Origin of the sequence: Microcoleus harperi Pol14_C6 (assembly GCF_036701295.1) — a bacterium.
Classification (GTDB): domain Bacteria; phylum Cyanobacteriota; class Cyanobacteriia; order Cyanobacteriales; family Microcoleaceae; genus Microcoleus.
Window position 1 is genome coordinate 1 of the sequence record NZ_JAUBQN010000036.1, and the last position, 25,846, is coordinate 25,846.

The 25,846-nt window shown below is 44.9% G+C and carries 27 protein-coding genes; 12 read left to right on the top strand and 15 right to left on the bottom strand.

Annotated features, from left to right (window positions below; all coding sequences use genetic code 11):
* Positions 1 to 352: 352 nt before the first annotated feature.
* Positions 353 to 514 (bottom strand): hypothetical protein, encoded by a 162-nt coding sequence (locus tag QUA27_RS21070; protein ID WP_333070188.1) that lies wholly within the window; start codon positions 512 to 514, stop codon positions 353 to 355.
* Positions 515 to 529: 15 nt separating this feature from the next.
* Here QUA27_RS21070 and QUA27_RS21075 point away from each other — a divergent pair, with 15 nt between their 5' ends.
* On the top strand, positions 530 to 2,320 hold the full coding sequence (locus QUA27_RS21075) for a cellulose-binding protein (RefSeq protein ID WP_333070189.1): 1,791 nt from the start codon (positions 530 to 532) through the stop codon (positions 2,318 to 2,320).
* A gap of 14 nt (positions 2,321 to 2,334) precedes the next feature.
* On the opposite strand, the gene QUA27_RS21080 is transcribed toward QUA27_RS21075, so the two are convergent.
* From QUA27_RS21080 to msrA, 4 genes are all read right to left on the bottom strand, one after another.
* Positions 2,335 to 2,913 (bottom strand): DUF948 domain-containing protein, encoded by a 579-nt coding sequence (locus QUA27_RS21080; protein ID WP_333070190.1) that lies wholly within the window; start codon positions 2,911 to 2,913, stop codon positions 2,335 to 2,337.
* A gap of 37 nt (positions 2,914 to 2,950) precedes the next feature.
* Positions 2,951 to 3,292 (bottom strand): YtxH domain-containing protein, encoded by a 342-nt coding sequence (locus QUA27_RS21085; protein ID WP_190663664.1) that lies wholly within the window; start codon positions 3,290 to 3,292, stop codon positions 2,951 to 2,953.
* A gap of 121 nt (positions 3,293 to 3,413) precedes the next feature.
* Positions 3,414 to 3,719, bottom strand: coding sequence for a hypothetical protein (locus QUA27_RS21090; RefSeq protein ID WP_333070191.1), 306 nt, complete (start codon positions 3,717 to 3,719; stop codon positions 3,414 to 3,416).
* Positions 3,720 to 3,895: 176 nt separating this feature from the next.
* Positions 3,896 to 4,549, bottom strand: a complete 654-nt coding sequence (msrA, locus tag QUA27_RS21095) for a peptide-methionine (S)-S-oxide reductase MsrA (RefSeq protein ID WP_190731749.1) — start codon at positions 4,547 to 4,549, stop codon at positions 3,896 to 3,898.
* A 317-nt stretch (positions 4,550 to 4,866) separates the two neighbouring features.
* Between msrA and QUA27_RS21100 the strand changes: the two genes are divergently transcribed.
* Complete coding sequence (locus QUA27_RS21100; RefSeq protein ID WP_333070194.1) at positions 4,867 to 5,004, top strand: hypothetical protein; 138 nt, start codon at positions 4,867 to 4,869, stop codon at positions 5,002 to 5,004.
* 123 nt (positions 5,005 to 5,127) lie between these two features.
* Here the strand turns inward: QUA27_RS21100 and QUA27_RS27495 are convergent, their stop codons facing one another.
* From QUA27_RS27495 to QUA27_RS21110, 3 genes are read right to left on the bottom strand one after another with little or no spacing between them, the layout of a single operon-like run.
* Entirely contained in the window at positions 5,128 to 5,316 is a 189-nt protein-coding gene (locus QUA27_RS27495) for a DUF6999 family protein (protein ID WP_445251532.1), read from the bottom strand.
* Positions 5,262 to 5,789, bottom strand: coding sequence for a hypothetical protein (locus tag QUA27_RS21105; RefSeq protein WP_333070196.1), 528 nt, complete (start codon positions 5,787 to 5,789; stop codon positions 5,262 to 5,264). The genes QUA27_RS27495 and QUA27_RS21105 overlap by 55 nt, the downstream gene beginning before the upstream one ends.
* Before the next feature lie 49 nt (positions 5,790 to 5,838).
* A complete protein-coding gene (locus QUA27_RS21110; protein ID WP_333070197.1) occupies positions 5,839 to 6,087 on the bottom strand; it encodes a hypothetical protein in 249 nt (82 codons plus the stop codon).
* Positions 6,088 to 6,273: 186 nt separating this feature from the next.
* On the opposite strand from QUA27_RS21110, the gene QUA27_RS21115 reads away from it, so the two are divergent.
* Complete coding sequence (locus QUA27_RS21115; protein WP_333070198.1) at positions 6,274 to 7,290, top strand: hypothetical protein; 1,017 nt, start codon at positions 6,274 to 6,276, stop codon at positions 7,288 to 7,290.
* Positions 7,291 to 7,802: 512 nt separating this feature from the next.
* Here the strand turns inward: QUA27_RS21115 and serS are convergent.
* The 5 genes from serS to QUA27_RS21140 all read right to left on the bottom strand — a co-directional run bounded on the left by serS (position 7,803) and on the right by QUA27_RS21140 (position 14,910).
* Positions 7,803 to 9,083, bottom strand: a complete 1,281-nt coding sequence (gene serS / locus QUA27_RS21120) for a serine--tRNA ligase (RefSeq protein WP_333070201.1) — start codon at positions 9,081 to 9,083, stop codon at positions 7,803 to 7,805.
* A gap of 375 nt (positions 9,084 to 9,458) precedes the next feature.
* On the bottom strand, positions 9,459 to 11,090 hold the full coding sequence (locus QUA27_RS21125; RefSeq protein ID WP_333070202.1) for an iron uptake porin: 1,632 nt from the start codon (positions 11,088 to 11,090) through the stop codon (positions 9,459 to 9,461).
* Between the two features lie 45 nt (positions 11,091 to 11,135).
* Entirely contained in the window at positions 11,136 to 12,140 is a 1,005-nt protein-coding gene (locus tag QUA27_RS21130; RefSeq protein WP_333070203.1) for an ABC transporter permease subunit, read from the bottom strand.
* A complete protein-coding gene (locus QUA27_RS21135; protein WP_333070204.1) occupies positions 12,137 to 13,681 on the bottom strand; it encodes a sugar ABC transporter ATP-binding protein in 1,545 nt (514 codons plus the stop codon). The genes QUA27_RS21130 and QUA27_RS21135 overlap by 4 nt, the downstream gene beginning before the upstream one ends.
* A gap of 182 nt (positions 13,682 to 13,863) precedes the next feature.
* On the bottom strand, positions 13,864 to 14,910 hold the full coding sequence (locus QUA27_RS21140) for an ABC transporter substrate-binding protein (protein WP_333070205.1): 1,047 nt from the start codon (positions 14,908 to 14,910) through the stop codon (positions 13,864 to 13,866).
* 762 nt (positions 14,911 to 15,672) lie between these two features.
* Between QUA27_RS21140 and QUA27_RS21145 the strand changes: the two genes are divergently transcribed.
* Positions 15,673 to 16,839, top strand: a complete 1,167-nt coding sequence (locus tag QUA27_RS21145; protein WP_333070206.1) for a glycosyltransferase family 4 protein — start codon at positions 15,673 to 15,675, stop codon at positions 16,837 to 16,839.
* A 106-nt stretch (positions 16,840 to 16,945) separates the two neighbouring features.
* A complete protein-coding gene (locus QUA27_RS21150; RefSeq protein WP_190737398.1) occupies positions 16,946 to 17,326 on the top strand; it encodes a hypothetical protein in 381 nt (126 codons plus the stop codon).
* A gap of 88 nt (positions 17,327 to 17,414) precedes the next feature.
* Here the strand turns inward: QUA27_RS21150 and QUA27_RS21155 are convergent, their stop codons facing one another.
* Entirely contained in the window at positions 17,415 to 17,663 is a 249-nt protein-coding gene (locus tag QUA27_RS21155; protein ID WP_333034902.1) for a CRR7 family NDH-1 assembly protein, read from the bottom strand.
* A gap of 301 nt (positions 17,664 to 17,964) precedes the next feature.
* Here QUA27_RS21155 and sir point away from each other — a divergent pair, with 301 nt between their 5' ends.
* The 5 genes from sir to QUA27_RS21180 all read left to right on the top strand — a co-directional run bounded on the left by sir (position 17,965) and on the right by QUA27_RS21180 (position 23,625).
* Positions 17,965 to 19,953: a sulfite reductase, ferredoxin dependent gene (gene sir / locus QUA27_RS21160; protein ID WP_333070207.1), complete on the top strand. Its 1,989-nt coding sequence runs from the start codon at positions 17,965 to 17,967 to the stop codon at positions 19,951 to 19,953.
* A 250-nt stretch (positions 19,954 to 20,203) separates the two neighbouring features.
* A complete protein-coding gene (locus QUA27_RS21165) occupies positions 20,204 to 20,992 on the top strand; it encodes a 16S rRNA (uracil(1498)-N(3))-methyltransferase (RefSeq protein ID WP_333070208.1) in 789 nt (262 codons plus the stop codon).
* Positions 20,993 to 21,039: 47 nt separating this feature from the next.
* Complete coding sequence (locus QUA27_RS21170) at positions 21,040 to 21,456, top strand: lysozyme inhibitor LprI family protein (RefSeq protein ID WP_333070210.1); 417 nt, start codon at positions 21,040 to 21,042, stop codon at positions 21,454 to 21,456.
* Between the two features lie 53 nt (positions 21,457 to 21,509).
* Entirely contained in the window at positions 21,510 to 22,256 is a 747-nt protein-coding gene (locus tag QUA27_RS21175) for a PPC domain-containing protein (protein ID WP_333070212.1), read from the top strand.
* 211 nt (positions 22,257 to 22,467) lie between these two features.
* Positions 22,468 to 23,625 (top strand): tetratricopeptide repeat protein, encoded by a 1,158-nt coding sequence (locus QUA27_RS21180; RefSeq protein ID WP_333070214.1) that lies wholly within the window; start codon positions 22,468 to 22,470, stop codon positions 23,623 to 23,625.
* Positions 23,626 to 23,729: 104 nt separating this feature from the next.
* Here the strand turns inward: QUA27_RS21180 and QUA27_RS21185 are convergent, their stop codons facing one another.
* Positions 23,730 to 24,200, bottom strand: coding sequence for a hypothetical protein (locus tag QUA27_RS21185; protein WP_333070216.1), 471 nt, complete (start codon positions 24,198 to 24,200; stop codon positions 23,730 to 23,732).
* Positions 24,201 to 24,517: 317 nt separating this feature from the next.
* Here QUA27_RS21185 and QUA27_RS21190 point away from each other — a divergent pair, with 317 nt between their 5' ends.
* Positions 24,518 to 25,135: an esterase/lipase family protein gene (locus tag QUA27_RS21190; protein ID WP_333070218.1), complete on the top strand. Its 618-nt coding sequence runs from the start codon at positions 24,518 to 24,520 to the stop codon at positions 25,133 to 25,135.
* 2 nt (positions 25,136 to 25,137) lie between these two features.
* Entirely contained in the window at positions 25,138 to 25,749 is a 612-nt protein-coding gene (locus QUA27_RS21195; RefSeq protein WP_333070219.1) for an esterase/lipase family protein, read from the top strand.
* Positions 25,750 to 25,846: the final 97 nt, after the last annotated feature.

Sequence of the window (25,846 nt, forward strand, 5' to 3'; positions counted from 1 at the left end):
TTTTAAATCATCCAAATCTTCCTTCAGTCTTGTCTTATGGTACTCTGGCTGCTTAAAAACTGTCCGGAGTATTGTTATGTAAAACTTTATACTAATATGTTAAATAACTCGCAGATGTACCTAACGAACCTGTAGAAAATTGGCGCAATATTTGCGATCGGCTACAGGAAGCCGGATCTAAAACTCAGTGTTCTCCTGAATTTAAAATAAATAATTCTGTACCTACAGAAGCATTAATAAAGATAGTTAATATACGTTTTAAAGAAAGTACAGTATCAATTGATATTAACATTCGACTAGAATTTCCCTCAACTTCAGAAACTGCAAAAACAGAAGACTTGGATAAAAAAGATTAGATGTGCGATCGCACTTGGGGACAGAAAGGGCGATCGCGCCTCCACTGAGAGAGAAAAATGTTAATAATCTTATAGCTGATAGTTTGAGAAGGAGCTTTTTGATAACATATAAAAATTAAAACTGCCTCACCCGCTTCGATTTTACCTAAAACAATCAAATTTTAGTCAAATTTATGTTTCGATTAAGTATCAGATCAAACAACAAAGCTCTGGGCTTTGTGCTGGGTTTATTAATTTTTGTCATTTTTATTCCCGGATGTTGGGCTTTAACAACTAATATTGCTCCCACAGCAGCACGGCAAGTAGATAACAAAGTAGCTGTGCGTGCAGATGTACAAAATAAATCAAATTCTCGCTCTTCTTTAGGAGTTGGGCTTAATGGTATTGCTGACTACTCAACACAATTACCCTTTTTAGATGCTTTCAAATCTTCTAGACAATGGATAACTCAATGCGTCAGCGGACAACCAAACTGTAAAGGTGAATGGAATACTGATGAGTATAATCTTTTAAATCTTGATGAAAATGGGTGGGTAAAGTCTCTTCCATCCCCCGAAGATGCTCCTAAATATACTAGGGTAAGTACCCTATTACTTAGGGAAATCCCCAATCGCTATCCTTCAGGGCAATATATTGTTACCTATGAGGGTGAAGGTGCGATCGAATATAGCTTGGATGCCAAAAAAGATGAGGCTGCGTCGAAACCTGGGAGGGATATCATTAATGTCGATGCCACACAAGGCGGAGGCATAATGATTATAATTACTGCTACCGATCCCAATAAAATAGGGAACTATATCCGCAATATTAAAGTTGTTCGCTCTCAAGATGAACAGCTTTATCAAAGGGGTGAAATATTTAATCCGCTGTTTATAGACAAGATTAACAAGTTTAGAGTCTTGCGTTTTATGGACTGGATGGGGACAAATGGTTCGGAACAAAAAGACTGGTCAAACCGACCTAAACCTGAGAGTATATCCTATGCTTACAGAGGAAATGTTCCCATAGAAGTTATGGTAAATTTATCTAATAAAGTCCAAGCAGAACCCTGGTTTAATATGCCGCATCAGGCTACGGATGAATATATGACTAACTTTGCTAAAATGGTCAAAGATAGTTTAGATCCCAAGCTGAAAGTTAATGTAGAGTATTCTAATGAGGTTTGGAATTGGTCATTTCCACAATCGCATTATGCTTTGGAACAAGGTAAAGCGAGGTGGGGAGATAAAGGCGATGCTTTTATGCAATGGTACGGAATGCGTACTGCTCAAATGTGCGATATCTGGAAAGGCGTTTTTGGGGAGCAAAAGAATCGAGTTGTCTGCGTCTTAGGAACTCAAAGAGCTTGGAGAGAGTTAGAAACTTATTCTTTAGAGTGTTCCTATTGGGTGGCTGAGGGCCATAAACCTTGTTATCAACACGGTATTGATGCCGTAGCCATAGCTGGATATTTTAGCGGAAACTTGGGCGGGAAAGAAAGTGTCAGTACAGTAGAGTCTTGGTTGAAGGACGCCGATGGCGGGTTTGGCAAAGCTTTTAAGCAATTAAGAGAGGGCGGGTTACTTCCGGGGTCGAATGATAGTTTGCCCGATGTCGAGAAGGACTTTATGTATTTCTTAGATGTGGCTCAAAAAAAAGGTCTCAAGTTATTTGTTTACGAGGGCGGTCAACATATTGTAGGTATTGAAGGAGTTGAGAATAACGAAAAACTGACCAAGTTTTTTATGGAATTAAATAGGCGTCCAGAAATGTATGATATCTACACCCAATTACTCAATAGTTGGAAACAAGCTGGAGGCAGTCTTTTCATGCACTTTGTGGATGTGAGTTCATTTAGTAAGTGGGGAAGTTGGGGGGCTTTGGAGTATGTGGAACAAAAGGGTTCGCCTAAGTATGATGCTTTGATGGATTTTATTGATAAGAATCCTTGCTGGTGGGATGGCTGTGCTGTTGAGGAAGGATGAGGATTTGGGTGCAATCAAGAATCGTTCGACACTTCCTCAAACTCTTCAGCATCCCCCGGCAAACCAGAACCCTCGCTACTCCTCAACCGGGGCGATTCCCCATTACTCGCACCCGCACCGTAAACCCCAGAATACCTATCCTCCAAACTCGAATCCCTCAGCGAAATCGCACTTCTTTGACTCGGCGACAATCTATCTATTGAGCGGCGATTTGTCCCAGAAATCGGCGGCTTCCGAGTTAAAGTTTTCCAAGCAGCCTTAATCCCAGTCACCACGCTGCGAGTAGTTACCTGCACGTTTTGCGCCTGCTTTTTGGCGGTACCAATACTTCGATCGACCTGTTTGACAACATCCCCCGCACTTTGTACTCCCTCGCTGACATCATCTGTCAACTCGCTAATTTCCAGCCCCGTCAACCGAATCGCCTCCAAAGTGGGCGGAAATTCGCGAGAAAGCGTGTCAGCGAGCTTTTCCACGCTGCGGGCCGCCCGTGCCAGCGCTTGCACCGCAGGTATTAAAGTCACTAAAACAGCAGTCAGGCTAACTGCCACTAGCAAAATCGAAAGTCCTAGCCAAAATATGGGATCGCTCACTGGAATCGGGGATTGGGGGTTGAGAATTTCATGCCATTTAGCGGATGGGAGGGCGCGACGGGGGACTCACTTCAGCTTCAGCTTCCGACAGGGTTTGGCGTTCCCGCTGAGTCGCTTCCAAACCTGCCGCGATCGCCTCTTTGAGTCTAATCAAAGTTTCGTCCCAATTTCGGATGGCAGTTTCAGAAAGTCGATCGGCCTGCAACTGCACGCTAGTCGATAAATCTTCCGCCAACTCCGGCAAAGCATCTGCCGATTTTTTCAATATCTGCCGCGTCTCCTTGCCGGGTCGCGGTGCCATCAGCAAGCCAGTCACGGCCCCGATCGCAGAACCCACAAGCAAACCGCCAATAAATAATCCTGAACGTTTAGTTGACATTTTTATAACTTCTCTCCATACACCAATTTTAGGCACGTTTGCCAGATCGCAGCCCTTTACAAAGGTAGAAATATGGTTGAAAATCCTACTGAGTCAGCACGGGCAGCAATTTTAGGATAGCTTACCTCAAACGTCGATCGCGCCTGGACCAAAGCATCCGTCCCAAACCCAGCAATCCCAAAAGTTGCTGAACCTGTTGCAGTTGCAATTCCAGTTGTTGATAGCGCCGTCGCAGTTGGCGGGTACCTTGCTGCCTTTTACCAAGGAAATCCGGCGACATACTGAGGACATTGCTGCTACAGCGTTCGATTGCTGCGATCCGAATTTCCAAACGTGCGATCGTCCGCCGAATTTTCCACACCTTCGCAGCGATATAAAAACAGACCACAGATATTAGTAGATTGATAATTACAACAGCACTCAGCATTTATTACCCATTTTCAAATACTACTAAGATATTCCGCTTTTTGTTGCGGACTAGGAGCAACTGCCTACCCGATATATTGTAGGGAGACAACATTGTTGTGTCCTGATATATGTTTTAAGGACACAACAATGTTTTGTCCTGAACTATGTGTCCCTATCCCTAACCTGTGTCAAGTTTTAAGCCTGAGACATAGCAGGCAAACAAACCTTTGTACCGCCCAAACCGCAATAACCGTTCGGGTTTTTAGCAAGATACTGCTGATGATAGCTTTCTGCGTAATAAAACTCAGGAGCATCAATAATTTCAGTCGTAATCTTGCCGTAACCGGCCGCAGTCAAAGCCTGCTGGTAAGCATCGCGCGAAGCTTCAGCTAGCTGCTTTTGGCTGGCTGAATACGTGTAAATTCCCGATCGGTACTGAGTACCAGAATCATTGCCCTGACGCATTCCTTGAGTAGGATTGTGACTTTCCCAAAAAACTTTGAGCAGCGTTTCGTAACTAATTACTTTGGGATCGAACACAACCAGAACTACTTCATTATGTCCCGTCATCCCGCTGCAAACTTCGTTGTAAGTAGGATTCGGAGTAATCCCGGCCGCGTAGCCAACAGCAGTCGAAAAAACTCCATTTTGCTGCCAAAATTTGCGTTCTGCTCCCCAAAAACAGCCCAGGCCAAACAAGGCAGTCTCCATGCCGTTTGGAAAGGGAGGTTTGAGCGGATTGCCGTTAACAAAGTGAGTTGCCGGTACCGACATCGACTCTGCCCGTCCCGGTAATGCCTCTTGGGGAGAGGGCAGGCTCGACTTTTTGCCAAATCCAAATAGCACCATAAGTTTGTGAGGGGATCTCTGATAAACGTCTTTACCTTACTTAATAATATCAGATGTATACTGAAAATAGTGGCCCTCTTAAAGGTAGAAGGTAAAAACCAGAAGGCAGATTTTTTTTACGGAAGGTTTTTGGTGATACTGCTCACTGCCAACGCAGTTTTAAATCACTTTATGCAGTGTTCTCTGTCACCAAAACCTACCTAAAATATCACCTTTTGTTGAGGTAGAAATCACGCGAATTTTAGGCGAAACATCCGATTATTAAAAGTATGGTGTTGTAGTAGTTATTCAATACCATATATTGGGAGTGTGTAGAAATGGGCGCTAAACCTTGCAGTCAACCTTTAAAATCTAATCCTTTTATTACTTACCGCGACCCAATTACAGGCAAGTGGATTGTGGTATATCAGACTTTGCCCAAAGCAGCAGAACAAGCACAGCTAGCAGCAGCTTGAGTTCTGATATTAATTTTTGCTCTAAAAATTAACCATTCTTTCAAACAGCAGGACTTACGCAAAAAGTTATTGGACGCGCTACTTATATTCGTAAGGTGCTTACGTTGCATCTACCTAAGCACCTTACTTTGAAAGATTTCTCATTTCTTTTTGCAGTTCCAAATAGCGATAGAGATATTCCGCAATTATTCCGTGCAAAAACAAGTCGCATGCCGCATTAAACGGACTGTTGGTTGCTAGCGGATGGCGGTTGACAATTACATGATTCCTGTCGCAATTCCCAGTAATCTCGCTGAGGTAAGCCAAATCCATACTAACTCCCGCAAGAAATAAGCTTGCGGAGACTTCGGGTGTTCCGGTTTAATGCTTTCGAGAGGCGAAACTTCGGGAACCTCATAAAAGTGAGAAATTTGAGAAATCATAGATTTATTGCTATTTTCCACAGCAGTTAACATCATGTATCTGGCGGGGTAAAAAAATTCTGTATCGAAAAGCAGCGATGTTCCCGCTTGTACTGAAGTTTTTGCTTCAAATTTGGTGTTTTTGAACAGGCGCGAAGGCAATTCGGAAGCGACGGCAATTGCTGTTTTTTTTTTGCCGAGTTCGATTTGAGAAGCGGCGTAATTTAAAGCACTAACTCCGGCACAGCAAACTCCTTGAGTTGACACTATTTCTAGGGGAGATAATTCGGAAAGTTCCCCGTGTACTGTGCTGGCAAATCTCGATACTAATAAGTCTGGTAAAGTGGTAGCGCAGGCCAATAAGTCGATCGCCCCTGGTTCCAAATTTGACTAAAAAATCACGTCGCGGACAGCCAAACCTGCCATTTGACTGTTAGAATATAGTGTGCTGCTGTTTGTCGATCGCGTAGTAGCGCTGTGGAATGCCGTTGCTGTTGAGAATTTGCTGCCTGAATCTCGAAGGGCGCGAGGCAATTTTGCCGAGATACTCTTCCATCTCATCATTATTAATCGGTTCTCCCAGCAAAAATTTTCCAATCCGATTAATATAAGGACTGTAAATGGCGTACACCTCTAAAGTTGCTAATTTACTCGGGTTCGTTGGTTTGTTAAATCCAGCCAAAAAATATCTAAAATTGATTGTGCTTTGTGAAGTAGTGACCTTGCAAGGAAGAACCAGCTATCTTGTAGAGTCGCCGGGAATCAGGCAAGTTGAGCAACAGCAGCAACAAGTAACCTGAAGCGGGGTGAAGTTTATTGTAATTGAGCCAATATGTAACTAGAGTTCCTTCACTGCTTGGTGACTGAAATGGATATTGAAGAACTAGATGCTTGGTATTCTCAATCTCAACGACGCACGGCTGTCTCGCTGTTGATGAAACGAGTAGGCGTAACTCGCACTAGGGCTGAATGCTTTGTAAGGCTTTGGGTTTACTTGTCGGTGAAACAACTTCAGGAAAGCCAGCCCCGTCTCAAACCACCGCTAACGAAACTCGAATTGCCCTCAACAGAAGTGCAGTGCACTCACCGGGAAGCGGCGGAACTATTTTACTCCGATTCCGATCGCGGAAGCGATCGCGCTGCCGGAATGATGTTAGATAAATTAGCAGCCCTGGGGTTAATTAAAAAACACTTTGACGGTAACACTACGGAAATAGAAATTCAACCCGTTCCAGAAATTTTAAATATTTCCGAACCTCAAAAGCCTGTACAACTTCAATTAGATGATTTCAACCCTCGGTGCGACGCGATTCCCGTTGCCAATTTATTAGCAACCAATTACAACTGGATGAACCGCAACACAAACGCCGTACCCCAAAAAATAGCTAAAATCCTCCGGCTTTTGGCCCGTCAATACTCAAAGGGAATGCGCGTTTTGCGGCGCTCAGATAACCTCAATCCAGTCGGATTTTACTTACTTTATCCAACAGCTAGCGAATCAGAAGTCAATTTTTTTAACGCTCCTAGCAAAAGCCTTCATTTAAGTTCTATTTCCGATATCGATCCTTTCAATATGGCGCTACCAGGAGATCAAAATAGCCAGTCAGTATTTATCCGCAGTTGGATGATCGAGCCGCAGTATTTGTCAGAATACCGCATTACTTTTCTGGAAGACACACAAAAAGTTTTAAGGGAAATGCAAACAGATTTTCCCAATCTTTGCGACTTATACACCCTGATGATTCACCCCATGTACGAAAAAATGTCCCTGGCTTTGGGATTTCATAAGACTAGCAGTGATAGTCAGTTATCTGTTTACTGGATGTATCTAGCATTGGATAGATTTTTAGCATTAAATATCAAAGAAGCCTTGCTCAAACTGTAAGAAGAAGGAAGTTCGGCAACGGATTCGGTAACGGATGTAACGGATGTAATGGATGTCAGTCCGATGGAAGAAGGAAGAAGGAACAAGGCTCTTCGGCTTCGCTCAGAGTAAAAAGGAGGAAGAAGGAAGAAGTCGATAAAAAATAGAGCACCCAGATACCCGACTTGACCGAAGTTGTCGGGGATCTAACAGCATTCGCGTTTCACGTTATTTTTTAGTACCCTTCTGCTGGGAAGAAAGTTTGTCTAGGATCGATTTCAATCGCCGAGTAATATCAAATCCGGTAGCATCGTCGGGCGTAAAATCCAGTCAACATTCAACCGCCGACGGTGGAACCGGAATTTATCTAATTCATCTGCGTTAATCTGTGTTAATCTGCCCTCATCTGCGGTGAAAAAAAGAGAATGTATGAACCGCAGATAAGAATGGATTGACGCTGAGTCACGCGCTTGTCGAGAATAGAGATCGGAATAATTCCGCTGCTAACAGATTTGATATAACTACAAACTTGTTTATAAAACTTCCCGTCCCAAATATGGTTGTAAGGCTTCCGGCACTTTTACAGTTCCGTCTGGCTGCTGGTAATTCTCCAAAATTGCTGCCATTGTCCGGCCCACAGCTAAACCGGAACCATTGAGGGCGTGAACGAATTGAGTGCCTTTTTTACCCGCTTCTTTAAAGCGAATATTCGCCCGCCGCGCCTGAAAATCTGCGACGTTGGAACAACTGGAAATCTCGCGGTATTTGCCTGCAGAGGGCAGCCACACCTCTAAATCGTAGGTTTTGGCTGCCGCGAAACCTAAGTCCCCGGTACACAGTGCGATCGCCCGATAAGGCAATTTCAGCGCCTGTAAAACTCCCTCAGCATCCTGCACTAATTTTTCGTGCTCTGCCTCGGAGGTACTCGGATGCACGAGTTTTACTAATTCAACTTTATTAAATTGGTGCAATCGAATTAATCCCCTTGTATCTTTGCCGTAACTGCCAGCTTCGCGCCGAAAACAAGGAGTATAAGAACAGTGATAAATTGGCAACTGTTCTGCTGTCAAAATTTCACCTCTGTACAAATTGACAACCGGAACTTCGGAAGTAGGAATTAACCACAAATCATCTTGATCGCACTTGAAACTTTCTTCAGCAAATTTGGGTAATTGACCAGTAGCGGTGAGGGATTCAGTGTTAACTAAAAATGGGGGAATTACTTCTACATAACCGGCTTTTGTGTGGCGATCGAGCATGAATTGAATAATCGCTCTTTCCAGGGCTGCCCCGGCTCCCATTAAGCTCACAAAGCGGGGCTGAGCGATTTTTACTGCCCGTTCAAAGTTGATAATTCCTAATTTTTCGCCGATTTCCCAGTGCGGTAAAATACCGGAATTTTGGGGTATGTATTCGTCTCCCCAGCGCCGGATTTCGACGTTTTCCTCTTCATTTTTGCCGATCGGCGTTGAGGAACTCGGCAAGTTTGGCAGCGGTAGCAATAAAGCTTCTATTTGAGCTTTTAGGTCTTTTTCCTGTGCTTGCAGTTCGTTCGACTGCGTGCCGACTGCGTTGCCTTCTGCTTGCAGTTCCTGAACTTCGGGAGATTCGAGGGGTAAACCCGATTTTCTTTTTTGACCGATGAGTTTGGCAATTTCGTTGCTGCGGGCTTGTAGTTGCGATCGCTTGCCTTCCAACTCCCGCTGCTGTTTGTCTAATTGCAAAATCGGCTCGATTTCATAGTTACCTCCGCGCAGGTTGAGGCTTTCTTGCACGGCTTGCGGGTTTTCTCGGATTAATTTGAGGTCTAGCACAGATTTATTCTAAATCTTAAATTTTAGATCGGCTGGGACAGAACGAGATGATATAGAAGCTTTGTTAATCATTGGCATATTGAATCATAATTTATTCTGACTTAAAATCTTAGTTGGGTATCACCCATGAAGGGTGACACCCCACAAATGTCTGCTATACTTGCAAATATTAGTAGATGCACCCTGATAATTTTCTACCCCAGCCAGCGATGGTAGGGGTTTTTTGTTGTGTGGCATGGACTAGAAGTCCTGGATGCACGATCGGTCTAAAAAACCCGGTTTCTCGCGATTCTCGTCTCAAATGAGGCAATTACGTTAAGAAACTGGGTTTTTGTGTCCAAGACTAGGTTAGTAAGTCCTAAAATATCTTTCCGGTTAAAAGTTAAAGCCAGTGCGAAGCAACCAAACCCATTGAGTGTCGTTGCGGCTGTCATTCTCAGGATTAACAACGGCCCAAACACCAGGGGTGATGGAAATGTTGTCGTTGACCTGAAAGCGATAGAACGCTTCAATGTGATAGGAAGTATCTCGCTCGCGGCGCACATTACTGCTCGTCACGCGACCTGGCAAACCCACTAAAATCCCCGGTAGGTTGCCTTCACCTCCCACATCTGGGAAACTGATCCCGATCGCTGCATACACAATATCAGCGCGATCGTCCCCGTCAACATTTAGCAAAACCACGCCACCTCTACCATCAGAAACGCTGCTAACACCGGAATTTTCTGCATTGGCGCGAGTATAAACGCCCCAGCCATGAACTTGCAAGCGGGGAGCAAGGCGGTAGAATCCTTGTACGCCTACAGAATCGCTGGAGGTAGCAATATTGTCCCCAAACGGTCGCGCCGCCAGAAAACTGCCCGTACCGCCTGTGAGGTCGGCTTTACCGCTTGGTGCAAAGGTACGAGAATAGGCTACGCCAATTGCTCCGCGATCGCCCCGGTAGGCAAGCTGAACCAGAGCGTTGTAGGAACCGTTGAATAAACCGTTACTTTGCTGCGAGAGATTGGGATTTCCGGCTACATAACCCACAGTCAGGGTGAGGTTTTTGACGATCGTCCAGTTGACAGCAGCACCGCCACCTCCCCGCCGGTAGAGGGGATTGTATTGTCCGAACTTCGAGGGAATTCCCTCACTATCGCTGGCGATCGTTGGAGGAGTCAGCAAATCAGTAATATCGGGATACCCGACACCTGTGGGGCCGACGGTCAGGGCCAGATTAGAGGTCAGGGGGGTGACATACAATACGTGAGGGACGGTGATCGTGTTATCGACATTGCCATCAAAGTTCAATGCCGTCATATTTGTACCAGTATTGTCGGCAATCCTGCCCAAGTTGCCGAATTCCAAACGGGTTCTCAGCATATCGCGACCGGTGAAGCTGGTTTCAAAATTTAATCGCCCCCGGTTGGCAACAATAGTGTTGGTGCGATCGCGCGAATCCCCAACACTGTTGCCGGAGATATCTGTTACCACCACGATAATTTCCGCATTCAGCTTCGTCGTAGTCGAGAACTGATTCGCTTCTAGTTCTGCCGTGCGTGCATCGAGAGCATCTACTCGACCCCGCAACACCGATAATTCAGTTGCAAATTCTGCTTGCAGCTTTTGGACGATCGCTAAATCTTCTCTAGTAATCTGGTTGGTTGTTCCTGTGGCAATTATTTCGCTGATGCGATCGAGACAGCTATTCAATCCTGCTGCAAATTCGTACCGCGTCAGCGCCCGGTTGCCTCTGTAAGTTCCGTCGGGATAACCGACAATACAGCCGTAGCGTTCTACGAGAGATTGCAGCGCCTGAAACGCCCAGTCAGTTGGTTTTACATCCGAGAGTTGAGAGACAGAATTCACCTGCGCGAAGGGGTCTTCTGCCAAGGTCTTTAACGGTTCAGGAGCAACTAATCTATCAATTGGTGCAGCAAAACTTGGTAATGATGTTAGTAGAAATACACCAGGCGTTCCCAGTATAAAAGCAGTAATCAGGTGATAAAAATGCTGAATGTGCATAGGACAAAGCTCCGCATAAGGAACCGATCGACCGAATTAGCAATATTACGCTGCGCTTGAACCGGTGCGAACTTTGTCAATCGTCACTGCGATAATTATCACCAGACCTTTCACAACTAACTGCCAGAAGAAAGACACGTTCATGAGAGTTAGTCCATTGTTGAGCAGGGCAATAATTAAAGCCCCCAGCAAAGTACCCCAAATAGTACCAATTCCACCTGTGAAACTGGTTCCTCCCAAAATTACAGCAGCGATCGCATCTAATTCGTAGCCTTGCCCTAACATCCCCGTCGCACTGTAGAGGCGCGACGCGCTCATAATTCCACCTAAACCAGAAAGCAACCCACTCACGCCATAGACAAATAACAGCACCCGACTCACCTTAATACCTGTCAATCGTGCTGCCCGGATGTTACCTCCCACGGCATAAATATGCCTCCCTAGAACAGTCCGCCGCAAGACAAACCAACTCGCTAAAACTGCTAAAAAAGCGATAATAACTAACCAGGGAATTGGCCCGACATAATTGTTACCTACCCAAGCAAAATTCAAATTTCTATTGATAACTGTAGTGCCGTTAGCTACTAAATAAGCAACTCCCCGCAAAGCTGTGTAAGAACCCAGGGTTACGATGAACGGAGGCAAACCTAAATAGGCAATTAGCGAGCCGTTAAGCAATCCTAAAAATACTCCGGCTATTAACGCAGCCGGTACAGCAAACCAACCGAGACCTGGAACTAAGGAAACCAGCACCCCGACAACTGCCGTCACGCCCAAAATTGACCCGACTGAAAGGTCAATTCCCCCCGTCAAAATCACAAAAGTCATGCCTGTAGCAAGGACAATATTGATCGATGCTTGCCGGATGACATTGATCAAATTTCCTACTGAAAGAAAGTTGGGCGTTACCAGGGAAAAAATGATACAGATGCCAATCAAAATCGGCAGGATGCCGGCTACTTGGATAAAATTTCTCCAAGCTTGAGCTTTACTGGCTTTTTGGCGATCGCTTGATTGATTTCTGGTGCTTTTTACTTCTGTTTGACTCATGATTTTTTTACCTCTGTTGCCCCGGTGGCATAAGCCATAATGTTCTCTTGCGTAATTGCTTCCCCAGTCGATCCGCCTACTTCACCGACGAGGCTTCCTGCTCGCATCACTAAGACGCGATCGCTCATTCCCACAATTTCCGGCAGTTCGCTGGAAATCATTAAAATACCTACACCCTTGGCTGCCAAATCGCTAATAATTCGATAAATTTCGCTTTTTGCGCCAATGTCCACTCCTCGCGTTGGTTCATCTAACAAAAGTACCTTTGGGTTGATAGCCAACCAACGCGCTAGCAGCAACTTCTGCTGATTCCCCCCAGAAAGATCCATTGCCCTAATGCTCGGACTTGCAAGGCGAATTTGCAAATTATTAATAGCATCATTGACAATTTTCAACAAAAAATCTGAGTTAATAATGCCAGCTTTTGCTTCTCGATCGAGGACATTCATGGTGATATTTTCACCAGAAGTGGCCTCCAAAAATAGTCCGAGAGCCTTGCGATCTTCGGGCACGTAAGCAATTCCGGCGGCCATTGCTTCATTGGGTGTCGAGACATTCAGAGGACGATTTTCTAGTTTGATTTCACCGCTTGTCTTTCGATCGGCACCAAAAATCAGGCGGGCAAGTTCTGTTCTGCCAGCGCCTACTAAACCAGCTAAACCCAGAATTTCGCCCGCATGAAGTTGAAAAGTGGCAGGCTTTACTTTGCGGCCGTCGCTTAAATTTGTTACCTCAAGAACAACAGCACCCGGTGTTATTTGATGCTTGTTTTCGTACAAATCCTGTAAAGAACGACCCACCATCATTTCCACCAAGCGATTGGCAGAAATTTCGTGCTTTTCCAAAGAGCCAATATACCCGCCGTCTCGGATGACGCTCACGCGATCGGCAAGAGCATAGATCTCTTCCATTCGGTGGCTGATATAAATAATAGCAATGCCCTCATTTCGCAAACGGCGAACCACTTCAAAAAGCTTATCTGTTTCGCGGTCTGAAAGTGCCGCTGTCGGCTCATCCATCACTAAAATTCGGCTTTTATCTTTGAGCGCCCTAGCTATTTCCACTTGCTGCTGTTCGGCAATTGAAAGTGTGGAAACCAGGTCTCCAGCATCAAAACTTGCGTCGAGGTTTGTTAATACCTCAGCGGCCCTACGTCGCATTTCATCTTGGTCTAGAAATGTACCTCCTTTCTTCAGCTCGCTGCCCATAAAAATGTTTTCAGCAACTGTCAGATTGGGGGCGAGATTGAGTTCTTGATAAATAATCGCTATCCCTAAATTTCTGGCCTGACCGGGGTCTGTCATCTTAACAGCTTGACCGTCAATTCTGATTTCGCCTGCATCAGCTATGTAGGCTCCCGCCAGAATTTTCATCAGCGTACTTTTGCCCGCACCGTTTTCCCCCATGAGGGCGTGGACTTCGCCTGGGTAAACGGTGATATTTACATCGTGCAATGCTGTAAAACCGTGAAAGGTTTTTGTAATACCTTGCATTTCTAGTACGGGCTTAGTTTTAATTGAATCTTGAGTGCTATTTACCATTGTAAATACCGTAAGGAAATCTGCTTGACTATTAAACTTAAGATCCCCCCTAGCCCCCCTTCTTAAGGGGGGGAGAAGATTCTTCTCAAAGTCCCCCTTAAGAAGGGGGATTTAGGGGGATCTAGACTCGGGCAAAAACGGGATTCCTCAAGGGTTTTAGTCTTAACTTGACACGAAGAAGGTCACTCGCTTGTCCAGCCTTTATGTTGATTGACGTTTTCTCGAGTAATCAACGCGACTGGAATCAGAATGTTTGGATTGGCTGGCTTGTTTCCTTTGAGAATGTCGTTGCCGACTTCAACTGCCTTGGCTGCCATGCGAAATGGATCTTGAGCTGCTGTAGCCACAAATAAACTGTTGTTCTGCTTGAGTGCATCTAAAGCTTCAGGTGCGCCATCGACTCCCACAATAAAGAACTCGCTCCTTTGTGCCTGTTTGGCTGCTAATTCTGCACCAATGGCACAGGGGTCATTAATTGCAAAAACAGCATCAATTTTTGGGAAGGAAGTAAGCAAATCGCTCATCACTCTTAACCCGCCATCGCGGCTGCCTTCTGCGTTCTGATCTTTGGAAAGAACCTTGAGATCGGGATATTTGGAGAAGACACTTTGGCACCCCTGAACTCGCTCGACGACTGAAGCGACGGGAGGCCCGTTGATAATCACAACGCTGCCTTTTCCTTTCAAGCGATCGGCTATATATTGACAGCTTACTTCGCCAGCTTGCACGTTATTTGAAGTAACTGTGGCATCCACGCCTCCCTCGGCGGCGGTATCAACTGCAATTATCGGAATTCCGGCTTGCTTGGCTTTTTCGACAGCGGGTGCAATGCCTTTGGTGTCCGCAGCATTGAGTACAATCATGCTGACATTAGAGGCAATAAAGTTTTCGATTTGATTGAATTGCTGATTTAAATCATCGCCGCTGGAAACGAGAGTTGTCCTCACGTTTGCACCGCCGATTTTCTTGGCTGCGGCCTCAGCGCCCTTGCCAACTTGTACGAAGAATGGATTACCGAGGTCGCGGACTGCTACAGCAACTGATGAAAGTTTTGAGTTGCTGGTTTGTATGCTGTTTTGAGCGTTCCGGGAAGCGGCTGTGCAACTTGCCAGAGTGCTGCTGAGTAGACTAAAAAGACTGAGTGCGATCGTTACTCGTTTCACCTCAAACTCCAATGAAGGCTCATTTGGAGAGAGTCGCTCGTAAATATGACCTTGCCAACCTAACATTAGCTTTGTTAGGTTTAAGCTCGAATACCTAATGTTTTAGGTGAGCGGCTTTTCTTTGTACATGATTGTACGAGATCGTGTTTATTTTCTGCTCGTAAAAACTTTTCACTCGGCTCGCCAGACTACTTTTGTTAACCGAAAAGATGAAGATTCAAACTATCTCCTCGATGCCAAAATAATCAACGATATTAATCTTTTTTTAATGCTTTATAAGCATTAATTTTTTGGCAATGCGTGACAAATTTTTAGGAGGATATTTTCGACAAAATCTTTCAGAAATTGCTTTTAAAAGCTGGCCGAGTCATATTAAATTTAACTCTCTATCTTGCTGATGATAACAATTAAATACTGGTTCTATATCTATCTTTGGATAGACAATACTTTTACCAAAGACTAAAAATGCGATATCCTCGATCGACACCATCTGCTAATCCTCAGTCTGCTCGGACGCGCCGCACCAACTTAATAAATCTTAAATTTTGCTTGGGGTAGGATATTGTAAAAAATCATTAAGTTTACAGTCAATTATGGTAAATCATAGTAAACTATAAAAAAAGTTTCGCACTAACCGATGCAGCCCGTTAAAAAGCCCTAGTAAAAAAGCAGATAGTCCCTCAAAACCAACGGTGAGAGTAGATGAGTCGAGTATTGGGCTGTAAAACCTCCAACTACAGTCATCTTGACATGGTTTAAAAGCTCTGGATAATGGCGATCGCCCTTTTTGACAAAATCACTATAATGCAATAATTGTCTGCGCTGTCAATGGGTAAATCTGAGATGCGATCGGCAAATCACCTATTCTGTTTCCTAGAAATATTTGCCAGCGAAGGCGGCATTCAATCCTACGTTCAAGACATTCTCAAAGCTTACGTGTCAATAACCGCAAGGACAAACTTCCCGCGGCAAGCTGAAGTTTTGCTGTTGCGAGATTCCCCAGACTGCAACAATCCTTACGAGTCAAAAAATCTGAAATTTTATTACATCCAAACCGAGAATCCCTGGTTGGGTCGTCTTAATTTTGCTACAGTATTACTAACTCGATTGCTGCAAAAACGACCGCAGCGGGTTTTTTGCGGTCACATCAAACTCGCACCGCTAATTCAAATTCTGTGCCAACCCTTGGGAATTCCCTACACAATTTTAACTTACGGCAAGGAAGTTTGGGAACCGCTTGCTCCCAAATATCAAACAGCAATGAGACAAGCTGAGACTATTTGGACTATTAGCAGATACACGCGCGATCGCACTTGCGAAATTAACCAATTAAATCCTGAAAAGTTCCAAATAGTGCCTTGTACTGTTGATGAAAATATATTTACCACTGGACAGAAGCCACAGGATTTATTAGAGCAGTACAATTTGGTTGGTGCTAAAATATTGATGACTGTAGCCAGATTGCGATCGACGGATATTTACAAAGGCGTCGATGTCACAATTCAAGCTTTGCCACAAATAGCCAAAACTTTTCCGAATGTGAAATACTTAGTTATTGGCAGAGGAGACGATGGATCGAGATTAGCCAAACTCGCTGATGATTTGGGAGTTACCGAAAGAGTAATATTTGCGGGTTTTGTACCGACAGAAAATTTAGCAGCACATTACCAGTTGGCCGATGCTTATGTAATGCCCTCCCAGGAAGGCTTCGGTATAGTTTATTTGGAAGCGCTCGCTTGCGGAGTACCCGTACTGGCGGGAGACACCGACGGATCGGCCGATCCGCTGCAAGATGGTAAAGTGGGATGGCGAGTTCCCCACCGAGATTCAGCAGCAGTAGCGCTTGCTTGTGTGGAAATGCTGCGAGGAGAGGATAAAAGGTGCGATCGCCACTGGTTGAGGGAACAAACCCTGGCAAGATTTAGTTTTGAATCCCTTTGTCAATCCTTACAAGGAATTTTTCAACCCTCTGACTCAGATAAACTTATGCCGTAGAGAGCGGTTTCTGGGTGTACAATGGGAAAATTAACTCGATCGACCGCCTGAATTTCTGAGTAGGATAGAGTTATGCCTACCTGCAAAGACACCCAAGGAGACCACCGTGAACCAAGGCACCCCCAAAATATCTTTCAAGCTACCCCGTATTAGCAATTGGTTGATACTGCTGGGCATCGCCTATTTGTTGGTGTCTATTGGTTTGGGTTGGATAGTTAAATCAGTGTTGATTTTAGTAGCTTTTTTGTTGCTGACGCCTGTGGTCGCATTTTTCGCGCTTCAGTGGTGGCTGAAACGCAATTTAATTGAGGACAATTGTCCAGTTTGTCAATACGAATTTACAGCTTTAAATCAAACTCAGTTTCAGTGTGCGAACTGTGGCGAACCTCTGAAAATAGAGGAAGGTCATTTTAGTCGCTTGACACCACCCGGTACGATCGATGTTACCGCAGTTGAAGTATCATCGGTTCAACAGTTGGAAGATTAACCGATTTTAGATTTTGGATTTTAGATTGAAGAATTTTTGAATGTTAACTGCTAACGGCTAACTGTATTACCAATCCCCATCCCCAAAATTACTTTTCCAAGCGCACAGCATACCACTGTAAAAATTTTCCCGCCCCGACATCTAATTCACAATAAGTATCAATCAAATACTTGGCTTGAGCTTCCACGCCAGATATTTTATCCACGTCCTGCGGCAAATCTTCGTGTTCCTCGGTTAATACGGCTTTCAGCTTTTCTAACAGTTCCGCCGCCGTCAAAAACTGCTCTGACTGGTTTGTTTCTAACACCACAAAGGTGTCTTCGTCATACAGTGACATAGTTTCAATGGTTGAGGTTAATTATTTCTAAAGTTTCGTACACTTAAGCGATCGAAAGTATAAACTCTTAATTACAATTTTTCAGCCCCGGGTCAATCGTGTTACAATTGAACAACATCAGAATTCCTACCGGATTACCGTTATTAACTTACTTGTTAACTTACTTGTTAACCGAGTTGTCAACATAATATCCGACACAGCATTTCTGAGGATATTTGTCAAGTGTAAATTTGTCAAGTGTCAAATTGTCAAGAAATATTCGCTCGGCTGTATCTAATTATAACTGGCACTATACATTCCCATGATCACATCTTCCCCTTCAACCCCTGTTGCGCGCAAGCCCTCTAAATCAGAAGGTCTCAAAGAACGCAGCAACTATTTACGAGAACCCGTTGCCACTGAACTGTTACAAGAAACTACCCACTTCACCGAAGACGGGATTCAGATTCTCAAATTTCACGGCTCGTACCAGCAAGACAACCGCGACAATCGAGTTAAAGGACAAGAAAAAGACTATCAGTTCATGCTCCGCACCCGCAATCCCGGCGGGTTCACGCCGCCGCAATTATACTTAGCCTTAGACAAGCTATCTGAAGAATACGGCAACCACACGATCCGCGTTACAACGCGCCAAGGTTTCCAACTGCACGGCGTGTTGAAGAAAAATCTTAAAGCAGTGTTTTCCTCAATTATTAAAAATATGGGGTCAACCTTGGGAGCTTGCGGCGACTTGAACCGCAACGTCATGGCACCGCCAGCACCGTACAAAAATCGCCCAGAATACAAGTATGCGCTGCAATACGCCAACAATGTCGCCGATTTGCTGACACCGCAAACCGGTGCTTATTACGAAATTTGGCTGGATGGGGAAAAGGCTGTTTCGGCCGAAGAAGACCCCGCAGTGAAAGCTGCCAGACAGTCCAACCGCAACGGCACAACATTTGACGACAAAGAAGAACCGATTTACGGCAGCCATTATATGCCACGGAAGTTCAAGTGTTCCGTTACCGTGCCGGGAGACAATTCAATTGACTTGTACTCTCAGGATTTGAGCTTGGTGGTAATTACCAATAAAGCTGGCGAGTTGCAAGGTTTTGACGTGTTTGCTGGCGGCGGTTTGGGCCGCACTCACAACAAAGAAGAGACTTTTGCACGGGTTGCGGATGAGATTTGCTATGTCGCCAAGGATGATGTTTACCATTTGGTCAAGGCAATTGTAGCAACCCAAAGAGATTACGGCGATCGCACAGACAGACGGCACGCGCGGCTGAAGTACCTGATTAACGATAAAGGCGTACAGTGGTTCCGCGAAAAAGTAGCAGAATATTTTGGCAAGCCGCTAGAAGCGTTTAAACCGCTGCCTGAGTGGAAGTATTTTGATTTCTTGGGCTGGAATGACCAAGGAGACGGCAAGCTGTTTGTCGGCATTTCTGTGGATAATGGCCGGATCAAGGATGAAGGTTCATTTCAGCTAAAAACTGCTTTGCGGGAAATTGTGCAGAAGTACAACTTGCCGGTACTGGCGACGCCGCACCAAAACGTGCTGATTTACGATATTTCGCCGGATCTTAAAGAAGAAATTCAGGGAATACTCGATCGATGCGGCATTCAGCGGGAAACTGCAATAGACCCATTGGTGCGCTATGGGATGGCGTGTCCGGCCATGCCGACTTGCGGGCTGGCGATTACCGAGTCTGAGCGCGTGATGCCGAGCATTTTAGAGCGGATTCGGGCACTTTTGACGAAAGTTGGCTTGCAAGACGAGCATTTGGTGGTGCGGATGACTGGTTGCCCAAATGGATGCGCCCGCCCTTATATGGCAGAATTGGGGTTTGTCGGGAGTTCGCCGGAATCCTACCAGATTTGGCTGGGCGGTTCTCCCGACCAAACGCGGCTGGCAAAACCAATTGAGGAAAAGCTGCACGTCAAGGATTTTGAAGCTTTTCTGGAGCCGATTTTTGTTTATTTCAAGCAAAAACGGCAACTGAGCGAGAGTTTTGGCAATTTTTGCGATCGCGTCGGGTTAGAATCTATCCGTCAATTTGTAACCAACTACCAATCTGCTGACTCGATGACAACTGAGATAAATGAATTAGAAGTTACGTCTAGTAACGATGACGGGAACGAGACTGCCACTGCTGGCGGTGGCAAAGTCCGCCGTCGAATTAGCGTCCGCGATGAAATCTACAACGAGCTCAAGGAAGAAGCAGCCCGTCAGGGCAAGCCGATTACACAGCTAGCTACAGAAGCGATTTCTACTTATTTAAAAAAGATTAAGGAGGAAGCATAAGCCGATTTTCAATTGTCGATTTTTGCTCACATCACATAAAACTCACGCAAAAATAATATAAAGGCGGAGCATTTGCAGAAAAAACTTGAATTTGTAAGATAATTCCGGTTGTAGATGCTCTGCCTTTATTGTTTTTGAGCGGTTGAAACTCCGCCTGTCCATCTCTTCTCTTTTTCTCTTCCTCTGCGTTCTCTGCGTTCTCTGCGGTTAAATAAAACAAAATATTAGGGAAAGAGCAATTTAAAATCCAATGGCTCAATTACAAAGATTAGCAGTTACTGCCACTCAAATTTGCGATCGCACAATCGACTTAACTAGGGAACAGCAGCATTATTTAAATCGAGTGCTACGTTTGCAAGCGGGCGATCGATTTATTGCGATGGACGGCCGAGGGCATTGGTGGTTAGCAGTCCTAGAAGCCCAGGAAACCGGGTTATTTGCCTCGATAGCAGAGGAGATTGTTGTGAACAGGGAGCTTCCAGTGGAAGTAACTTTGATGGCGGCTTTGCCCAAGGGAAACGGCTTTGACGAGGTTGTGAGACAGGCGACGGAGTTGGGTGTGGCAAGTATTGTGCCGGTAACGAGCGATCGAACTTTGCTCAAACCAAGCGATCAAAAAGTTGAGCGGTGGAGGAGAATTGCTGCGGAGGCGGCGGAACAGTCGGAACGTCAAATTGTGCCAATGATTTTAGAGCCTATTTCGTTTGATTTTGCTGTGAAAGATTGCGGTCGAAAAAATCGATTTATCTGTGTTGCTCGCGGGGACAATCGGCATTTGTGGGATTGTTTAGTCGGTTTGGCTCCCCCCCAGTTTAGGGCGGACACGGGGGGACTGCCCGTACAAAGGGGGGAGCAAGATGGCGGAGAATTATCGATTGTCATAGCTATTGGCCCGGAGGGTGGATGGACTAAGCGGGAGGTCGAAAAGGCGATCGAATTTGGTTTTGAAGCTGTTTCTTTGGGTAGTAGAATTTTAAGAGCGGTGACAGCTCCGATTGTGGCTTTATCTTTAGTTGGCGCGGCATTTGAGAAGTGCTAATATCAACAAATAACAAAGAATTCATCAGATAGGTGGGTTGACGGGGAATGAAAATAGAGTTAAGGAAAGGTCGATCGCTCTTTTGGTCCAGCGCGCTTTTGGCAATTTTCGGTACACAATCAGTTTCTGCACAATCTCCGATTTTTCCCATTGCTCAACAGATTAATTGCGATCGCCCGCAAGGAGATGCACAAGTCAGAACTTGTATTCGGTTGAATTACGAAGCCTCGGATCAACGACTAAACGAGGTTTACAAACAACTGATTTCCCAATTGAGTGGCGAAGAGCGGGCGCTACTTTCCGAAGCCCAATTAGGGTGGATTAACTTAAGAGATAAAACCTGTGAATTTGAAGTTTATAAAAATCGTGGCGGTACGGGTTATGGAGGTTTCCTCAGTGAATGTTTGGATCGCATGACTAAACAGCGCACTGCGGAATTAGAAAACTATTTAAAACAAAGATAAAATAGGAAGTATACCGTAAAACACCTGACAAGAATAAAGATAAACAAGTATTTATGAAAACCCGCTCGCCCTTCACCCTCAGCATCATCTCAGCAATTGTAACCACCATCGTCCCAGCAGTTTTCGCCCAGCGACCGCCATCAGTCAACGAAATATACATCGATAAAAATTGCCAGCGCAATCAGCAACTACCGCAACTTGAAAGATTTACTATCTTTAGCAGAAACGAATTTACAACTAACGGTCAAAACTACTGGTTCTACGCCGCCCGCTATCAAGATGGAGGCGTACTTCTCTGTATATCTAAACCCAATTTTAATCAACCAAAACCTATAAATGAACAAAAAATACAAGCCAATTTTATTGACAAAATAGTCCGAGACCCCAACAACAAAACAGCCTTTATCATCGCAGTCCGAGAAGGAAATGGCCCCGAAGCACCCATGACCAATTACGGCTTAGAATTGAGCAATGTCGATCGCCCAAAACTCACCTCCCTTTCTATCCTACAGCAGCGGGGAACCCTCACAGACGGCGAATCACGCCAACACAACTTTCAAGGACGGGCAGGTCAATCTATTACGATCGACCTCAAAAGCAGAGCATTCGACCACAACATAACACTGTTCGACACCAGCGGTAAAAATATTGCCCAAACAGCAGGTAACTCCCAGAATCGCCAAGAGTCTCAACTCACCGTAAAATTGCCTAGTAACGGCACTTATAAAATAGTTGTTAAAGGAGGCGATCGTACAAGCAAAGGTTCCTACAGCTTAAGCATTAATTCCAATCAACTTTGACTTATATTGATTTTCACATCCACTCAACATCCCTCTCTACACATCCGCGTTCATCCGCGTTCATCCGCATACATCTGCGGTTAAAAAATCCAAATCTTAAATTTTCCCAACAGCCCAAACTCCCAAACAAAAAAAAGCCAAAGTTATTAACCACTAGCGAAACCAACCAAACATCAGCCAAGATAGAAACAACGCCATTGCCGCAACCGCCATGACAGACATCAACCAAATAGCCGCCGCCCTAGAGGGTAAAGACTACAAACAAGCTGCCCAACTCATCAAACAATTACAAAAAGAATCTCCCGAAAATCCGTGGGTACAATACTATATCGCCCGCTACTACGAACTCACCAAGAACCTCGAAAAAGCCCAAACAACCTATAAACAAATACTCCGCGACATCACCAACCCCAAAATCGTCTCCCAGACCCGCCAAGCTATTCAACGGATTGAAACCGCACAACAAAACCTCCGCCAACAAGCCATAGAAACCGCCAAAAACGACCCCAGCAACCTCGAACCCGGACTCCTCATCCTCGAACCCGTGAGTCCCGAAAACAAACCCGCAGCCATTCAAAATATCAGCAGAATATTTAAAATCGACGCCTACACAACCCGGATGCAAATCCAAAGCCGCGGCTGGAGACTCTACAAAACTGCCCCCATCGCCGAACTCCGAATTTACGGTAAAGAACTCCTCAAAGCCGGCATTCCCGTATTTTGGGCAACCCTAAGCAATATTCAAAAAATCCAAATCTTCCGAGTGCAGCACTTCCAGTCTCTCTCTTCCCCAGCCGTTGTTTGCAAAGATCAACTCGATCGACTCGGTGCGATCGAATTTAACTGGTCAGAAGTTACCCAAAGAGTAGAAGGCTTGTTGCCGATGTTCATCGAAGTCATGGACTACTCCCCCAACCGAAGAAAGGAGCAATTTCGCCACCGAGAAATCAGGCAAGATTACGCTCAAATCTGTGACTTACACATTCCCAGCAGAAACTGCATTCTGCGAATTTGCGACCAAAGTTACGAATTTCAACAAGGAGTTGACTTCACCAAAGCTTCGGCTGAGTTCCCCACTTCACCGAACCAGAAAAACAAAACATCGAGAGTCAAAAACTCTCAACAAATTCCTCAAAGTACCACCAGAATTAACTGGAATAATTTACTGGAAATATTAGATCGCCAGCTTGACGTTACAGTTTGGTCAGAATTTACGCCCTTTGCCGAGACAGTGCTCGATTACACTAATATGTTGAGCAAGATCGAATCTTATATAGAAGTCGAGCGCAAATCCGAAACTCCTTGGGACTCAGCTTTTCAGCTATACAGCGGATTAGCCTTCCTCAGAAACCCAGAAAATAGGGAATAGAACCAAGAGTTAAAATTAAAAATGAGGAATCCCATTTTTAATTTGTTAACGCCAGCATTGGGAATTATCCCATGCCCAATTCCCTATTATCAATTCCCAATTTCCTATTTCGTTTTCACCTGACGAGCCATTTCCCGGAAATTGTTCATGCTGGGGCCAGGGGTTCGACGACTTCCATTTGGTGTCGGCATTAAATTATTAGGAGCAAAAGTCCGATTCGGTTCAGCTTGACTCGGCACTTTTCCGTTAGTTGCTGCCACTGCAGGTACCTTCACGGGTTCCGGAGTATTAGCAGGAACGCTAGCGACTGGTTCCTTTTCTTTCTTAGACTTTTTCTCTACCTTAGCCTTTTTAGCAGGTTCAGACTTTTCAGACTTCTCAGACTTTTCAGACTTAACAGACTCAACTTTTGCCGGTGCGATCGCAACAGGCTCAGCCTTCGCAGGCGCAACTTTTGCTGGTTCCTTAGCTCCCGATTCGCCCAAATCTAGGAAATATTCAGACTTTTTCAAGCCCAACAGTCTGGCGAAAAATCCGAAAATACCGCCGAAGAAATTTTTGATAAAACCAAACATTAGACTTACTCCTTTTGTTCTTTTAGAGAAATTTGTACAAGCTTGTCAACAAAGTTAGATTACGAGCTAGAGCAACCTTTGTCTACATTTCTTAATCAAAATTTACATTTGGCTGTCTTTAAGCTACCTCATCAAAGCAAATTTTAAGTATAAATACTAGCCCTGCTTTGCACTTATTTACAAGTATCTCAGAATTTGTTAGCGATTCCCACTAATTGTCGATCGTACCTCGATCCGATTCGCTAGCTGTCCTAGTACGGATCACACTCCCTAGGGCAGTGATTTATGCTTTAATCACCAAGCAATTTTCCAGCAAAATGAACAGTTCGCTCGATCGCAATCCCGTCATCCTCCTACACGGCATCTGGGACACAAAGATTATTTTCAACACAATGTCCGCCCGCCTCACCGAACTCGGATGGTCAGTCCACAGCCTCAACCTGACCCCCAACGACGGCAGCCTCAGCCTCGACTTACTGGCCAAGCAACTAGCAGACTACATCTCTGAAACCTTCGACCCAGAACAGCCTTTAGACATAGTAGGCTACAGCATGGGTGGCATCGTCAGTCGCTACTACGTCCAGCGACTCGGAGGAATCAACCGCGTACAGCGTTTCATCACCCTATCTTCCCCCCACCACGGCACCCTCACCGCTTATTCCCTACGCCTACCAGGATACCTGGATATGCGCCCCGATAGTGGCTTGCTGCGCGATTTGAATCAAGATGTGACAATGCTCAAACGCATAAACTTTACATCAATGTGGACGCCATTTGACATAATGATTGTACCGGCGAATAGCTCCCAAATGCCAGTAGGTAAAGAAGTTAAAGTCAACGTTTTGCTGCACCGCCAAATGGTGACAGAACCCCAAAGTATTAACGAATTAGTTGAAGAACTCAAAGCACCTATTAACAATAAACTTCCCACTTAAAAATGAATAGCAGTTTCAGCCGCAACCCAGTATTGCTAATTCACGGAATCTTCCGCAAATCGGGAATTTTTTACAAAATGTCTGCCTACCTCACTCAACTGGGATGGTCAGTTTACACCCTCAATCTCTCGCCTCATTGGGGCAATGCCAGCATAGACGAATTAGCCCAACAATTAGCAGATTATATAGACAAAAACTTTGCGCCAGAACAACATTTAGATATAGTAGGATTGAGCATGGGCGGTTTAGTAACTCGCTACTACCTGCAAAGGTTAGGCGGCATTAACCGAGTCCAGCGCTTTATTGCCATATCTTCTCCTCACAGCGGTACTTGGATGGCTTACACTCTCTGGGGAAAAGGCTGCGTTCAAATGCGTCCTGGCAGTGCTTTTTTGGAAGATTTAAATCGAGATGCTGCCTTGTTGGAAAAACTCAATTTTACTTCGATTTGGACAGATTGGGATTTCATCATTGTACCTGCTTCTAGTTCCCAAATATCTGCTGCCAAAGAAGTAAAATTGTCCGTATTCGCCCATGCCATGATGGCGAGAAATTCCAGCAGTTTAAAAGCGGTCGCTGAAGCACTTTCAGAACCCTTGAAAGTTCATGATTGACCGTTTGATTCATTCTTGTATAATGTCAAATTTTGTAGAGGCAGGTTTGACCTATAGTAATTGCCTAAAACCAACAATTTCCTAAACCCGCCCCCAC